General features: G+C 71.7%; 13 protein-coding genes. 8 read left to right on the top strand and 5 right to left on the bottom strand.

Annotated elements, in window-relative coordinates:
- Positions 1-78 precede the first annotated feature (78 nt).
- Both recQ and ACQPWW_RS24455 read right to left on the bottom strand, forming a co-directional pair.
- Positions 79-1,920 carry a DNA helicase RecQ gene (recQ, locus tag ACQPWW_RS24460; RefSeq protein ID WP_433125807.1) on the bottom strand — a complete coding sequence of 614 codons (1,842 nt, stop codon included), beginning with the start codon at positions 1,918-1,920 and terminating at the stop codon, positions 79-81.
- Positions 1,921-1,994: 74 nt separating this feature from the next.
- Positions 1,995-2,339 (bottom strand): hypothetical protein, encoded by a 345-nt coding sequence (locus tag ACQPWW_RS24455; RefSeq protein WP_433125805.1) that lies wholly within the window; start codon positions 2,337-2,339, stop codon positions 1,995-1,997.
- Between the two features lie 270 nt (positions 2,340-2,609).
- Here ACQPWW_RS24455 and rapZ point away from each other — a divergent pair, with 270 nt between their 5' ends.
- The 8 genes from rapZ (at position 2,610) to ACQPWW_RS24415 (ending at position 9,702) form a co-directional block, all read left to right on the top strand.
- The gene (gene rapZ / locus ACQPWW_RS24450; RefSeq protein WP_433134538.1) at positions 2,610-3,494 is read left to right on the top strand and encodes an RNase adapter RapZ; all 885 of its coding nucleotides are present in this window, start codon (positions 2,610-2,612) and stop codon (positions 3,492-3,494) included.
- Positions 3,491-4,570: a gluconeogenesis factor YvcK family protein gene (locus tag ACQPWW_RS24445; protein ID WP_433125803.1), complete on the top strand. Its 1,080-nt coding sequence runs from the start codon at positions 3,491-3,493 to the stop codon at positions 4,568-4,570. Before rapZ ends, ACQPWW_RS24445 begins: the two co-directional genes overlap by 4 nt.
- Positions 4,571-4,624: 54 nt before the next feature.
- Positions 4,625-5,605 carry a DNA-binding protein WhiA gene (gene whiA, locus ACQPWW_RS24440; RefSeq protein ID WP_074312802.1) on the top strand — a complete coding sequence of 327 codons (981 nt, stop codon included), beginning with the start codon at positions 4,625-4,627 and terminating at the stop codon, positions 5,603-5,605.
- A 266-nt stretch (positions 5,606-5,871) separates the two neighbouring features.
- Positions 5,872-6,876 carry a type I glyceraldehyde-3-phosphate dehydrogenase gene (gap, locus tag ACQPWW_RS24435; protein ID WP_030337349.1) on the top strand — a complete coding sequence of 335 codons (1,005 nt, stop codon included), beginning with the start codon at positions 5,872-5,874 and terminating at the stop codon, positions 6,874-6,876.
- Positions 6,873-8,072: a phosphoglycerate kinase gene (locus ACQPWW_RS24430; RefSeq protein ID WP_433125801.1), complete on the top strand. Its 1,200-nt coding sequence runs from the start codon at positions 6,873-6,875 to the stop codon at positions 8,070-8,072. Before gap ends, ACQPWW_RS24430 begins: the two co-directional genes overlap by 4 nt.
- Positions 8,073-8,864 (top strand): triose-phosphate isomerase, encoded by a 792-nt coding sequence (gene tpiA, locus ACQPWW_RS24425; RefSeq protein WP_433125800.1) that lies wholly within the window; start codon positions 8,073-8,075, stop codon positions 8,862-8,864.
- Between the two features lie 95 nt (positions 8,865-8,959).
- On the top strand, positions 8,960-9,220 hold the full coding sequence (secG, locus tag ACQPWW_RS24420) for a preprotein translocase subunit SecG (RefSeq protein ID WP_355033235.1): 261 nt from the start codon (positions 8,960-8,962) through the stop codon (positions 9,218-9,220).
- A gap of 140 nt (positions 9,221-9,360) precedes the next feature.
- On the top strand, positions 9,361-9,702 hold the full coding sequence (locus ACQPWW_RS24415) for an RNA polymerase-binding protein RbpA (protein WP_355033236.1): 342 nt from the start codon (positions 9,361-9,363) through the stop codon (positions 9,700-9,702).
- A gap of 20 nt (positions 9,703-9,722) precedes the next feature.
- Here the strand turns inward: ACQPWW_RS24415 and pgl are convergent, their stop codons facing one another.
- From pgl to zwf, 3 genes are all read right to left on the bottom strand, one after another.
- A complete protein-coding gene (gene pgl / locus ACQPWW_RS24410; protein WP_433125799.1) occupies positions 9,723-10,493 on the bottom strand; it encodes a 6-phosphogluconolactonase in 771 nt (256 codons plus the stop codon).
- 156 nt (positions 10,494-10,649) lie between these two features.
- Positions 10,650-11,666, bottom strand: a complete 1,017-nt coding sequence (locus ACQPWW_RS24405) for a glucose-6-phosphate dehydrogenase assembly protein OpcA (protein WP_433125798.1) — start codon at positions 11,664-11,666, stop codon at positions 10,650-10,652.
- 34 nt (positions 11,667-11,700) lie between these two features.
- On the bottom strand, positions 11,701-13,215 hold the full coding sequence (zwf, locus tag ACQPWW_RS24400) for a glucose-6-phosphate dehydrogenase (protein ID WP_184176857.1): 1,515 nt from the start codon (positions 13,213-13,215) through the stop codon (positions 11,701-11,703).
- Positions 13,216-13,219: the final 4 nt, after the last annotated feature.

The raw sequence follows: 13,219 nt of genomic DNA, 5'->3' as shown, positions 1-13,219 counted from the left end.
CGCACCAGCACACGGCACCGCACCACCGACAAGGGCCGGACCCCACCACGGGGACCGGCCCTTTCGGCACTGCCGAGGTCAGTCGGTGGCGAGGACGCCGAGGATCTGCTCGCCGTACTTGGCGAGCTTGTTCTCGCCGACCCCGCTGACGCGGGAGAGGTCGGCCAGCGTGTCCGGCGCGTCGCTGGCGATCTGTCGCAGTGTCGCGTCGTGGAAGACCACGTACGCCGGGACGCCCTGCTCCTTGGCGGTGGCGGCCCGCCAGCTCCGCAGCCGCTCGAAGAGCGACGCGGCGGCAGGTGTCAGCTCGGCCACCACGGTGGCCGCTCCGCGTGGCTTCGACGAGCGGCTGGAGGGTGGCTTCTCCGGCTCGCGGCGCATGGTGACAGTGCGGCGGCGACCCAGGACGTCGGCGCTCGCCTCGGTCAGGGCGAGCGTGCCGTAGTCGCCCTCCACGGCGAGCAGCCCTTCGGCGAGCAGTTGCCGGACCACGCCCCGCCACTCCGCCTCGCTCAGCTCGGCGCCGATGCCGAAGACGGTCAGCGAGTCGTGACCGTACTGGCTGATCTTGTCGGTCTGCTTGCCGAGCAGGATGTCGATGCACTGCCCGGCGCCGAAGCGCTGGTTGCGTTCGCGGTCGAGACGGAAGACGGCGGAGAGCAACTTCTGGGCGGCGACGGTGCCGTCCCAGGATTCTGGTGGGCTGAGGCAGGTGTCGCAGTTGCCGCAGGCGGAGGGCGTCGTCTCGCCGAAGTATTCGAGCAGCTGGACCCGGCGGCAGCGCACCGTCTCGCAGAGGGCGAGCATCGCGTCCAGGTGCGCGGCGAGGTTGCGGCGGTGGGCGAGGTCGCCGTCGGAGGTCTCGATCATCTTGCGTTGCTGGACCACGTCCTGCAGCCCGTACGCCAGCCAGGCGGTGGAGGGCAGGCCGTCGCGCCCGGCACGGCCGGTCTCCTGGTAGTAACCCTCGACGGACTTGGGCAGGTCGAGGTGGGCGACGAACCGGACGTCGGGTTTGTCGATGCCCATGCCGAAGGCGATGGTGGCCACCATGACGAGGCCGTCCTCGCGCAGGAAGCGTTGCTGGTTGGCGGCGCGGGTGGCCGCGTCCAACCCGGCGTGGTACGGCAGGGCGGCGATGCCGTTGGCGACGAGGAAGTCGGCGGTCTTGTCGACCGAGGCGCGGGACAGGCAGTAGACGATCCCGGCGTCGCCGGGGTGCTCGTCGCGCAGCAGGGCCAGCAGCTGCTTGCGCGGCTCCCGCTTGGGCACGATCCGGTACTGGATGTTGGGCCGGTCGAAGCTGGCCACGAAGTGCCGCGCGTCGTCGAGCTTGAGTCGGGTGGCGATCTCGGTGCGGGTGGCGCTGGTCGCGGTGGCGGTCAGCGCGATCCGGGGGACCTGTGGCCACCGTTCGTGCAGCATCGACAGCGCCAGGTAGTCGGGGCGGAAGTCGTGGCCCCACTGGGACACGCAGTGCGCCTCGTCGATCGCGAACAGGGAGATGCGGCCCCGGTCCAGCAGGGCGAGGGTGGATCGGACGCCGAGCGCCTCCGGGGCGAGGTAGAGCAGGTCCAGCTCGCCGGCGACGAAGGCCGCCTCGACCCGGCGTCGGGCGTCCAGGGTCTGGGTCGAGTTGAGGAAACCGGCGCGGACGCCGACCGCGGTGAGGGCGTCCACCTGGTCCTGCATGAGCGCGATCAGCGGGGACACGACGACCGCGACGCCGTCGCGGACCAGGGCCGGGATCTGGTAACACAACGACTTGCCGCCACCGGTGGGCATCAACACCAGGGCGTCGCCGCCGGCGACCACATGGTCGATCACCTGCTGCTGGAAACCGCGGAAGGCGTCGTAGCCGAACACCCGGCGCAGCACCGGCAGAGCGTCCTCGGTGCGCAGGTCGGTGGGAGAAGCCATTCGCGGAGTCTACGAGCCATCCCCGACAGCGCCCGCCCGGCGCACCCGGGTGGCGGGCGCGCCGGTGGACGCGGTCAGCCGGGCTGGCTGGAACGGTTGGCCAGGCCACGCGGCGGGGCCTTCATGCCGACCACGATGTCGACGATCTCGATGTAGCGGGCCTTGCCACCCATCCGGAAGGCGGTGGCCGCCGCGTTGATCTCTTCGAGGGTGTCGCCCTCGACGATGGTGACCTGGTCGTACTTGCCGTTCACCCCGGTCGTCACGACGTGGGTGAGCTGCTTGGCGAAGCGGCCCAGGTCCCGCGCGTGTTCGGCGGAGACCTCGTGGATGCCCTCCCGGCCGAGCGCGAAGTACTCCGGGCTGATCCGCATGAACAGGAAGCCGATGTATGTGTTCTTGTCCGCAAGGTCGTGCATCGCACCCTCCCAGATGTCGGTCTGACCTGCGACGATCACGAAGAGCTTATTGATGACTACTGATCGTTATCAAGGGTGGCGACTGTCGGGAGCGCGACCTCCGGCCACCGGCCGCGGCCCGACCCGCGCCGGGTGCCGGTCCGGCCGCCGGACGGCGGGATAGAGTCGCTGATTGACCAATCGCGGCCGAGGGGGCCGCGGCGCCACAGCTTGGGGGTACGGGTGAGCGAGGCGCGCGCAGCCGGTGACCGGATCGACGATCCGGCGGCCGTGGACGGGCAGTTGGCGACCGAATCGGAGACCACGCTGGTGGTGGTGACCGGCGTCTCCGGGGGCGGTCGCAGCACTGTCGCCCGGGCGTTGGAGAACGTCGGCTACTACGTGGTCGACAACCTGCCGCAGGCACTGATGCTGGACATGGCCGAGTTGGCGTTCAAGGCGGGCGGCGCGGCGCGGCGTACCGCGATGGTGTTGGACGTGCGGTCACGGGCCTTCTCCACGGACCTGGCCGGGGCGATCCGGGAGCTGAAGGAGCGCGGCTTCTCGCCCCGGGTGGTGTTCGTCGACGCCGACGACGAGGTGTTGATCCGGCGGTTCGAGAGCGTCCGCCGCTCGCACCCGTTGCAGGGCGACGGGCGGCTGGCCGACGGCATCGCCGTGGAGCGTGGCCTGCTGGAGGAGGCGCGCGACCAGGCCGACGTGATCATCGACACCAGCCACCTCAACGTCAACCAGCTCCGTCGGCGCATCGAGGAGCTGTTCGGCGGCGAGGACGCCCGCCGGCTGCGGGTCACGGTGCTGTCGTTCGGCTTCAAGTACGGCCTGCCGCCGGACGCCGACTTCGTGCTCGACGCCCGGTTCCTGCCGAACCCGTACTGGGTGCCGGAGCTGCGCGAGCACACCGGGCGGGAGGAGGCGGTCAGCGCGTACGTGCTGGGCCAGGAGGGCGCGGACGCCTTCGTCGCCTCGTACGCCGACCTGGTCAACGCCACCACCGCCGGCTTCGAGCGGGAGGGCAAGAGGTACCTGACGGTCGCCGTGGGCTGCACCGGCGGCAAGCACCGCAGCGTGGCCATCGCCGAGGAGCTGGCCAGCCGGCTGCGCCACTCCGGGCTGGCGGCCAACGCCCAGCACCGCGATCTGGGGCGCGAGTGACGGCCCGCCGGGTGGTGGCGTTCGGCGGTGGGCACGGGCTCTCCGCCTCGTTGCGGGCGCTGCGCCACTGCGCACCCGAACTCGACCTCGACATCACCGCCGTGGTCACCGTCGGTGACGACGGCGGTTCCAGTGGCCGCCTGCGCGCCGAGCGGGGTGGCCTGCCCCCGGGCGACCTGCGTCAGGCGCTTGTGGCGCTGGCCGGTGACCACCCGGCCACCCGACGCAGCGCCGGGCTGTTCCAGCACCGCTTCGCCGCCGTGCCGGCCGGCGTACCCCCGCTCGGCGCGGCCGACCCGGACCCGGCGGCGACTGACGGACGCGACCCGGACCGGCGGGACCAGGGCACGAACGGCCCCGGCGCGGAGCGGACGGGCGCCCGGGCCGACGGGCTGGCCGGGCACGCGGTGGGCAACCTGGTGCTCTGCGGTCTGATGGAGTTGCTCGGCGACCCGGTGGCCGCGCTGGAGCACGCGGGCGCGATGCTCGGCGCGGTCGGCCGGGTGTTGCCGATGTCCCGCCAGCCGGTCGGCATCGAGGCCCGGGTACGCGGCGTCGACCCGACCGCCCCCGACGAGGTGCGCACGGTGCGCGGCCAGCACCAGGTGGCCGTCACCACCGGGCGGGTCGAGTCGCTGCGCCTCACGCCCGCCGCCCCCGCGGCCTGCGCCGAGGCCATCGAGGCGATCATGGCGGCGGACTGGTTGATCTTCGGGCCGGGCAGTTGGTACACGAGCGTGCTCCCGCACCTGCTGGTGCCGCAGTTGGCCGACGCGATCGTGTCCACCTCCGCCCGGCGGCTCGTCACGTTGAACCTCGCCGCGGAGAAGGAGACCCTCGGGCTCTCGGTCGCCGACCACCTCGCGGCCCTGCACTGGTACCTGGCCGAGCTCAAGGTGGATCTCGTGCTCGCCGATGCCACGGCGGTGGGTGACCCCGAACCGGTCGAACGTGCGGCAGAATCGCTTGGTGCCCGCCTGGTCCTCGCCCCCGTCGCCGTCCTCGACGGCACTCCCCGCCATGATCCGGCTGCCCTGGGCGCCGCGCTGGTGCCTGTCCTGGGCGCCGATCGTTAGACACGTACGTAATCTCCGGCGACACGCCGGAACCGGTCCGTGAGGGGACGCACAATGGCGATGACGGCCGCGGTCAAGGACGAGCTGAGTCGGGTCGACGTGCCCAAGCCCTGCTGTCGGCGGGCGGAGATGGCCGCACTGCTGCGTTTCGCCGGCGGGCTGCACATCGTCTCCGGCCGCGTGGTGGTGGAGGCGGAACTGGACACGGGGGCGGTGGCCCGGCGGTTACGCCGGGAGATCGCCGAGGTCTACGGATATCCCAGCGAGATCCACGTGCTGGCCTCCGGTGGCCTGCGCAAGGGCAGCCACTTCATCGTGCGGGTGGTCAAGGACGGCGAGGCCCTCGCCCGACAGACCGGCCTGCTCGACGTGCGGGGCCGCCCGGTGCGCGGGCTGCCCCCGCACGTGGTGGCGGCGAACGTGTGCTGCGCGGTCTCCGCGTGGCGGGGCGCGTTCATGGCCCACGGCTCGCTCACCGAGCCCGGCCGCTCCAGTGCTCTGGAGATCACCTGCCCGGGGCCGGAGTCGGCGTTGGCGCTTGTCGGCGCGGCCCGCCGGATCGGCATCACCGCCAAGAACCGCGAGGTGCGCGGGGTGGACCGGGTCGTGGTCAAGGACGGCGACGCGATCGCCGCGCTGCTCACCCGCATCGGCGCGCACTCCAGCGTGCTGGCCTGGGAGGAGCGCCGGGTACGCCGGGAGGTGCGGGCCACCGCCAACCGGCTCGCCAACTTCGACGACGCCAACCTGCGCCGCTCGGCGCGCGCCGCGGTGGCCGCCGCCGCCCGGGTCACCCGTGCGCTGGAGATCCTCGCCGACGAGGCGCCCAACCACCTGACCGACGCCGGGCGGCTGCGCCTGGAGCACCGGCAGGCGTCCCTGGAGGAGCTGGGCGCGCTGGCCGAGCCGCCGCTGACCAAGGACGCCATCGCCGGGCGGATCCGCCGGCTGCTCGCACTGGCCGACAAGCGCGCCCGAGACCTCGGCATCCCGGATACGGAAGCGGCAGTCACGCCCGACATGCTCGTGGTCTGATAGGACGGTGGGGCCGCACGGTGTGCCCGGGAGCACGACCCGGCGCAGCGTGGTCTCGCACGCTCGGATAGGGTCGCTGCGTACGGCAAGGGGGCCGACACCGGCACTCCTCGCCGTGCCCACCGCCTCGGGCGGTCAGGTCCGCAGACCGCGCGGCGGGGTGGCCGAGATGAACCGTCACCGGCCGGCTCCAACGGTCGGCGCACACCATTCCCGCCGGCCCGTTGTCTGCAGCCGGCGGACCAGAACGCGAGGAGATGGGACCTGTGACCATCCGGGTTGGCATCAACGGCTTTGGCCGAATCGGCCGTAACTTCTTCCGGGCAGTGCTGGCGTCCGACGCCGACATCGAGGTCGTGGCGGTGAACGACCTTACCGACAACGGCACGCTCGCCCACCTGCTCAAGTACGACAGCATCCTGGGCCGCCTGCCGTACGAGGTCAAGGCCACCGCTGACGAGATCACCGTCGGTGGCCGGACCATCAAGGCGTACGCCGAGAAGGACCCGTCGAAGCTGCCGTGGGGCGAGGTCGGCGCCGACGTCGTCATCGAGTCGACCGGCTTCTTCACCGACGCCACCAAGGCCAAGGCGCACGTCGACGGTGGGGCCAAGAAGGTCATCATCTCCGCCCCGGCGAAGAACGAGGACGTCACCGTCGTCATGGGTGTCAACCACGACACCTACGACCCGGCGAAGCACACCATCATCTCCAACGCTTCGTGCACCACCAACTGCCTCGCCCCGATGGCGAAGGTCCTGCACGACACGTTCGGCATCCAGCACGGTCTGATGACGACGATCCACGCGTACACCCAGGACCAGAACCTCCAGGACGCGCCGCACTCGGACCTGCGTCGGGCCCGGGCCGCCGCGCTGAACATCGTGCCGACCTCCACCGGCGCCGCCAAGGCCATCGGTCTGGTCCTGCCGGACCTCAAGGGCAAGCTCGACGGGTACGCCCTGCGCGTGCCGATCCCGACCGGCTCGGTCACCGACCTCACCGTCAACGTGGGTCGGGAGACCACCGTGGACGAGGTCAACGCCGCGCTGAAGGCCGCCGCGGACGGCCCGCTCAAGGGCATCCTGGTCTACAACGAGGACCCGATCGTCTCCACCGACATCGTCACCGACCCGGCGTCGTGCATCTTCGACGCGCCGCTGACCAAGGTCGTTGGCAACCAGGTCAAGGTCGTCGGCTGGTACGACAACGAGTGGGGCTACTCCAACCGCCTTGTCGACCTGGTCAAGCTGGTCGGTTCGTCGCTGTGAGCATCCGGACCCTCGACGACCTGCTCGCCGAGGGGGTGTCGGGTCGGCGCGTGCTGGTGCGCGCCGACCTGAACGTCCCGCTCGACAAGCAGTCCGGTGCCATCACCGACGACGGGCGCATCCGCGCGGTGCTGCCGACCCTCGGCGCGCTTGTCGAGGCCGGCGCGAAGGTGGTCGTCTGCTCGCACCTGGGCCGCCCGAAGGGCGCGCCGGACCCGCAGTTCAGCCTGAGCCCGGTCGCCGGGCGGCTCGGTGAGCTGCTCGGCGCGCCGGTGCGCTTCGCCACCGACACCGTCGGCGAGTCCGCCCGTTCCACAGTCGCGGACCTGGCCGACGGCCAGGTCGCCCTGTTGGAGAACCTGCGGTTCAACGTGGGCGAGACCAGCAAGGACGAGGCCGAGCGGGGCGCCTTCGCCGACCAGCTCGCCGCGTTCGGCGACGCGTACGTGGACGACGCCTTCGGCGCCGTGCACCGTAAGCACGCCAGCGTCTTCGACGTGCCGGCCCGGTTGCCGCACGTCGCGGGCCGGCTGGTGCTGCGTGAGGTCGAGGTGCTCTCCACGCTCACCGCTGACCCCCAGCGGCCGTACGTGGTGGTGCTCGGCGGGTCGAAGGTCTCCGACAAGCTTGCGGTGATCGAGGCGTTGCTGCCGACTGTCGACCGGCTGCTCATCGGTGGCGGGATGTGCTTCACCTTCCTCAAGGCCCAGGGCCTGGAGGTGGGCACCTCGCTGCTGGAGAAGGACATGGTCGAGACCTGCCGCAACCTGCTGGAGCGGTCCAACGGCAAGATCATGCTCCCGGTCGACGTGGTGGTGGCTGACGCGTTCGCCCCGGACGCCGCGCACGACACGGTCCGGGTCGACGGCATCCCGAGCCACCGGCTCGGTCTGGACGTCGGTCCGGAGACGGTGGCCGGCTTCAGCGCCGCGCTCTCCCCGGCGAAGACGATCTTCTGGAACGGTCCGATGGGCGTGTTCGAGATGCCGGCCTTCGCGGCGGGCACCCGGGGGATCGCCGAGGCGATCACCAAGGCCGACGCGTTCAGCGTCGTCGGCGGCGGTGACTCGGCGGCGGCGGTCCGTGCCCTGGGGCTGGACGAGTCGTCCTTCGGGCACATCTCCACGGGTGGCGGCGCCTCCCTGGAATACCTCGAGGGCAAGACCCTCCCCGGCATCGCGGCCCTGGAGAACTGAATGTCGAGCACCACCCGCCGGCCGTTGATGGCCGGCAACTGGAAGATGAACCTCAACCACCTCGAGGCCAACCTGCTTGTGCAGAAGCTGGCGGCGAGCCTCACCGAGAAGCAGCTCACCGACGTCGAGACGGTCGTGCTGCCGCCCTTCACCGACCTGCGTACCGTGCAGACCGCTGTGGACGGGGACAAACTGCTCATCGGCTACGGCGGGCAGGACCTCTCCGCGCACGCGTCCGGCGCGTACACCGGGGAGATCTCCGGTGCGATGCTCGCGAAGCTCGGCTGCACCTACGTGGTGGTCGGGCACTCCGAGCGGCGGGCCTACCACAACGAGGACGACGCGCTGGTCAACGCCAAGGTCAAGGCGGCGCTCACGCACGGGCTGACGCCGATCCTCTGCGTGGGGGAGGGGCTGGACATCCGCGAGCAGGGCACCCACGTGGCGCACTGCGCGGACCAGCTCGTCGGGGGCCTGGCCGGGCTCACCGCCGAGCAGGTGCGGCAGGTCGTGATCGCGTACGAGCCGGTCTGGGCGATCGGCACGGGCAAGACCGCGACGCCGGAGGACGCCCAGGAGGTCTGCGGAGCGGTCCGTCAGCGACTTGTGGAACGCTTCGACCAGGAGACCGCCGACCAGGTCCGGGTGCTCTACGGCGGCTCGGTCAAGGCGTCGAACGTCGCCTCGATCATGGCCCAGCCGGACGTGGACGGGGGCCTGGTGGGGGGCGCCAGCCTGGACGCGGAGGAATTCGCTCAAATCTGCCGCTTCCCGGAGCACATCGCCCGCTGATCGGTCGGTATCCTGGACACCGCCCGTCCGCCGGTCGGTGCCGCCGTGCCCGATCAGACCGGGCGAGGATCGCTACGAGAGGACTGACCCCAGCCATGCCGATCTGGTTCGCATACACGTTGATCGTGTTGCTGATCATCACGAGCATTCTGCTCACCATGCTTATCCTGCTGCACCGCGGCAAGGGCGGCGGTCTGTCGAGCATGTTCGGCGGTGGCGTCAGCTCTAGCCTCGCCGGCTCCTCCGTGGCAGAGAAAAACCTGGACCGTTACACCGTTCTGGTGAGCGTCGTCTGGTTCGCCGCCATCGTCGGGCTCGGGCTCTGGCTGCGTCTCCAGATGAACAGCGGCACCTGAGCACGCTCCTCAAGTCGTACAATCTGCGCGCGGTCCGTCACCCGACGGGCCGCGCGCAGGCTTTTCTCCGCTGCACCGCGTCGCCCGCCGTCCACCCCTGAATGACGGCGGGTCCCCTCCGACGACAGGAGCGAGCAGCCGTGCCCAGTGGCAACGTCATCCGCGGCGCCCGAGTCGGTTCCGCACCCATGCGCCCCGACGAGCGACACCAACCCGCCCCCCGACAGGACGTCACCTACTGGTGCCGCAACGACCACCGGATCGACATCCGGATCGCCGCGGACGCCGAGGCGCCGGCCCGGTGGGACTGCCCCCGGTGCGGTCTACCCGCCGGCCGGGACGCCCAGAACCCGCCCGGCCGGACCCGCGCCGAACCGTACAAGAGCCATCTGGCGTACGTGAAGGAGCGGCGCACCGCCGAGGAGGGCGAGGCCCTGCTGAACGAGGCACTGGCGGCCCTGCGCCGCCGCCGGGGCGAGTAGTAGCGGGGGACCGGCCCCGACTAGCGCAGGCTGCGCAGTCGTGCCGGTACGTCCGCTGCGGCCGCCCGGTCCAGCAGCCAGCGGGTGCGGCTGACCCCGTGCACCCCGGCGGCCGGCAACTGCACCGGCCCGGCGCCGGCCAACGCCATGCCCACCGCGCGGGCCTTGTCGGCGCCGCCGGCGACCAGCCAGACCTCGTCGGCGGTGTTGATCGTCGGCAGGGTGAGGGTGGTCCGCACCGACGGCGGCTTGGGGCTGCCCCGCACCGCGCTGCACGGCCGGGTGTCGTAGTGCACCGGGTGCTCCGGGAAGACCGAGGCCACGTGCCCGTCCTCGCCGACGCCCAGCATCAGCACGTCGAAGTGCGGCAGCGTGGCGTGGCCGGGCCGGGCGGCCCGCGCCAACTCCTCCGCGTACGCGGCGGCGGCCGCCTCGGGGTCGTTGCCGGCCGGGCCGTCCGAGGCCGGCATCGGGTGTACCCGGGCCGGATCCAGTGGCACCACGTCCAGCAGGGCGGCCCGGGCCTGGGTCTCGTTGCGGTCCGGATCACCGGAGGGCAGGAACCGTTCGTCGCCCCACCACACGTCGACCCGGGACCAGTCCACGGCGTCGCGGGCGGGCAGCGTCGCCACCGCCCGGTACACGGCCGCGGCGATCCGGCCACCGGTGAGCACCACCGAGGCCTCACCCCGGTCGGCCTGGGCGTCGAGCAGCTTCACCAGCAACCGGGCCGCCACGGCCTGCGCCAGCAGGTCGGCGTCGGCGTGGACGGCGACACTCGCCTCAGTCATGGGTTGCGCCTTCGTTTCCGGACCGCGGGGCGGTCGCTGTCGCGTCGGGCCCGGGGCGGTACGCCCGAGGTGGCGGGGCGAACGCCCCGGAGGTTCATGGGACAGGCCCGGAGTCGACCCGGCCCTGCCCCACATCGTCTGTCGGCTGAGCTGAGGTCAGCTCTCGCCGCTGGTGCCGGCGTGCGCGGTGACCCCGGCCTCGGCGCGCCGCGCGGTGGCCGGATCCTTCCACACGTGCACCCGCTGCGGGGGACGCTGCTCCAGCCCCCGCAGCCCGACCGTCGCGCCCAGCGCCTCCGCGTACACCTGGTCGGCGTCCAGACGCCGCAGCTCCTCGGCCAACTCGTCACCGAGCGGGCGGCGGACCAGCGGCAGGGCCCGGTCGTCCTGGCCGCTACGCCGGAACACCGCCATGCTGTCCTCGCGGGTCAGCGTGAGCTGGTCGCCGTTGGCGCAGCTCAACCGCACCTCCCGCATCCGGGGGAACTCGTCGGTGTCCACCCGGTGCGGGGTGATGCCGAGCCGGCTGGACAGCCAACCGACCATCAGCGCCGCCGTCGGGTCGCTGGGCGGCGCGACCACCGTCGCCTCGACAACCCGCTCGCTGGCGGTGTCGAACGCCCCGGCGACAAGGGTCCGCCACGGGGTGATCCGGGTCCACGCCAGGTCCGTGTCACCCGGGGCGTAGTCCCGGGCACGCTGCCGCAGCGCCTCCACCGGGTCGGCGGCCTGCGCCGAGTCGGTGATCCTGCGGTCGGCGACCACCCCGAGGAAGTCGGTGGCGATCTCCGCCGGCGGCTCGCCGTGCCACCAGGTGACGACCGGCACGTCCGGAACCAGCAGCGGCATCACCACCGACTCGGCGTGCAGGGCCAGCCGGCCGTACATCCGGGTGACCACCGCTTCGCACGGGCCGAGCCGGCCGCCGACGACGATCTCCGCGTCCAGCCGGTTGCGGTCCCGCTCGATCTCGGAGCGCACCACCACCACCAGCCGGCACGGGTGGGCGGCGGCGGCGATCGTCGCCGCCGCCTCCGCCTCGCGGACCCGCTTCTCGTCCACCACCACGATGAGAGTGAGCGCCATGCCACTGGCCACGCCCCCGGCGCTGCGCCGCTCGGCGGCGAGCGCCTTGACCACCTCGTTGCCGGTGGTGTCCCACAGCCCGATCACTGGAGCCTCCTGCTCTGCGTCCTGCTGCGCTCGTTCACGCTCGTCGCCATGCGCGGCCCTCGCGGGCGAGCATCTCGTCGGAGGCGCGCGGCCCCCATTCGCCGGCCCGGTAGGGCTCCGGCTTGGTGCCCGCCCAGGCGTGCTCCAGTGGGTCGATCACCTGCCAGCTCTGCTCGACCTCGGCCGCGTCCGGGAACAGCGTCCGGTCGCCGATCAGCACGTCCAGCACCAGCCGCTCGTACGCCTCGGGGCTGGACTCGGTGAACGCCTCGCCGTACTGGAAGTCCATCGCGATGTCGCGGACCTCCATCGTGGTGCCCGGCACCTTCGAGCCGAACTTGAGCACCACGCCCTCGTCCGGCTGCACCCGGATGACCAGCTGGTTGTTGCCCAGCGACTCCATGTCGGCGTCGTTGAACGGCAGGTGCGGCGCCTTCTTGAACATGATGGCGACCTCGGTGACCCGCCGGGGCAGCCGCTTGCCGGCCCGGATGTAGAACGGCACCTCCGCCCACCGGCGGTTCTGGATTCCCAGCCGCACCGCCACGTACGTCTCCGTCGTGGAGTCGGTGGGGACGTCGCGCTCCTCCAGGTAGCCGACCGCGCGCTCGCCGCCCACCCAGCCGGGCAGGTACTGGCCGCGCACGGTGTCCCGGGCCACGTCCTTGGGCAGGGTGATGGCCTTGAGCACCTTCAGCTTCTCGGCCCGGATCTCGTCGGCGTCGAAGCTGGTCGGCTCCTCCATCGCCACCAGGGCGAGGAGTTGCAGGAGGTGGTTCTGGAGCACGTCGCGGGCGGTGCCGACGGTGTCGTAGAAACCGGCGCGGGTGCCGATGCCGACATCCTCGGCCATGGTGATCTGCACCGAGTCGACGTACTTGGAGTTCCACAGCGGTTCGAACAGGTTGTTGGCGAACCGCAGGGCGAGGATGTTCTGAACGGTTTCCTTGCCCAGGTAGTGGTCGATCCGGAAGACGTCCTCCCGGGTGAACACGTCGTCGACGAGGTCGTTGAGCGCCTTCGCCGAGGGCAGGTCGTTGCCGAACGGCTTCTCCACCACGACCCGACGCCAACCGCCGGACTTCTCGTTGTCGGCCATCCCGGTGCGGGCCAGTTGCTTGAGCACGACGGGGAAGGCGGCCGGCGGGATGGAGAAGTAGAACGCCGCGTTGCCGGTGATGCCGTGGGTCTGGCGCAGGTCGTCCAGCGTCGAGGCCAGCTGGTCGAAGGCGGCGTCGTCGTCGAACGACCCACCGACGAACTTGATGTTGCCGGCCAGCCGGGCCCACACCTCGTCCCGCCAGGGGGTACGAGCGTGCTTGCGGGCGGCCTCGCACGCGAGGGTCTCGAAGTCGCCGTCACCCCAGTCGCGGCGCGCGAAGCCGAGCACCACGAAACCGGGCGGCAGCAGCCCCCTGTTGGCCAGGTCGTAGACCGCGGGGAGCAGCTTCTTGCGGGCCAGGTCGCCGGTCACCCCGAAGATCACCAGAGCGCACGGCTCCGGGATCCGGGGCAACCGGCGGTCCTGCGGGTCGCGTAGCGGGTTCACGGAG

The organism is Micromonospora sp. CA-240977 (genome assembly GCF_050942285.1).
In the GTDB taxonomy this organism is placed as follows: Bacteria; Actinomycetota; Actinomycetes; order Mycobacteriales; family Micromonosporaceae; genus Micromonospora.
Note: the sequence above shows the minus strand (reverse complement) of the source record. Positions and strands in the feature narration are given on the sequence as shown.

Excerpts from the sequence above, each read along its gene's own strand:
- tpiA (WP_433125800.1), top strand. The coding sequence starts at position 8,073 with ATGTCGAGCACCACCCGCCGGCCGTTGATGGCCGGCAACTGGAAGATG.
- pgl (WP_433125799.1), bottom strand. The coding sequence starts at position 10,493 with ATGACTGAGGCGAGTGTCGCCGTCCACGCCGACGCCGACCTGCTGGCG.
- secG (WP_355033235.1), top strand. The coding sequence starts at position 8,960 with ATGCCGATCTGGTTCGCATACACGTTGATCGTGTTGCTGATCATCACG.
- ACQPWW_RS24455 (WP_433125805.1), bottom strand. The coding sequence starts at position 2,339 with ATGCACGACCTTGCGGACAAGAACACATACATCGGCTTCCTGTTCATG.
- recQ (WP_433125807.1), bottom strand. The coding sequence starts at position 1,920 with ATGGCTTCTCCCACCGACCTGCGCACCGAGGACGCTCTGCCGGTGCTG.
- whiA (WP_074312802.1), top strand. The coding sequence starts at position 4,625 with ATGGCGATGACGGCCGCGGTCAAGGACGAGCTGAGTCGGGTCGACGTG.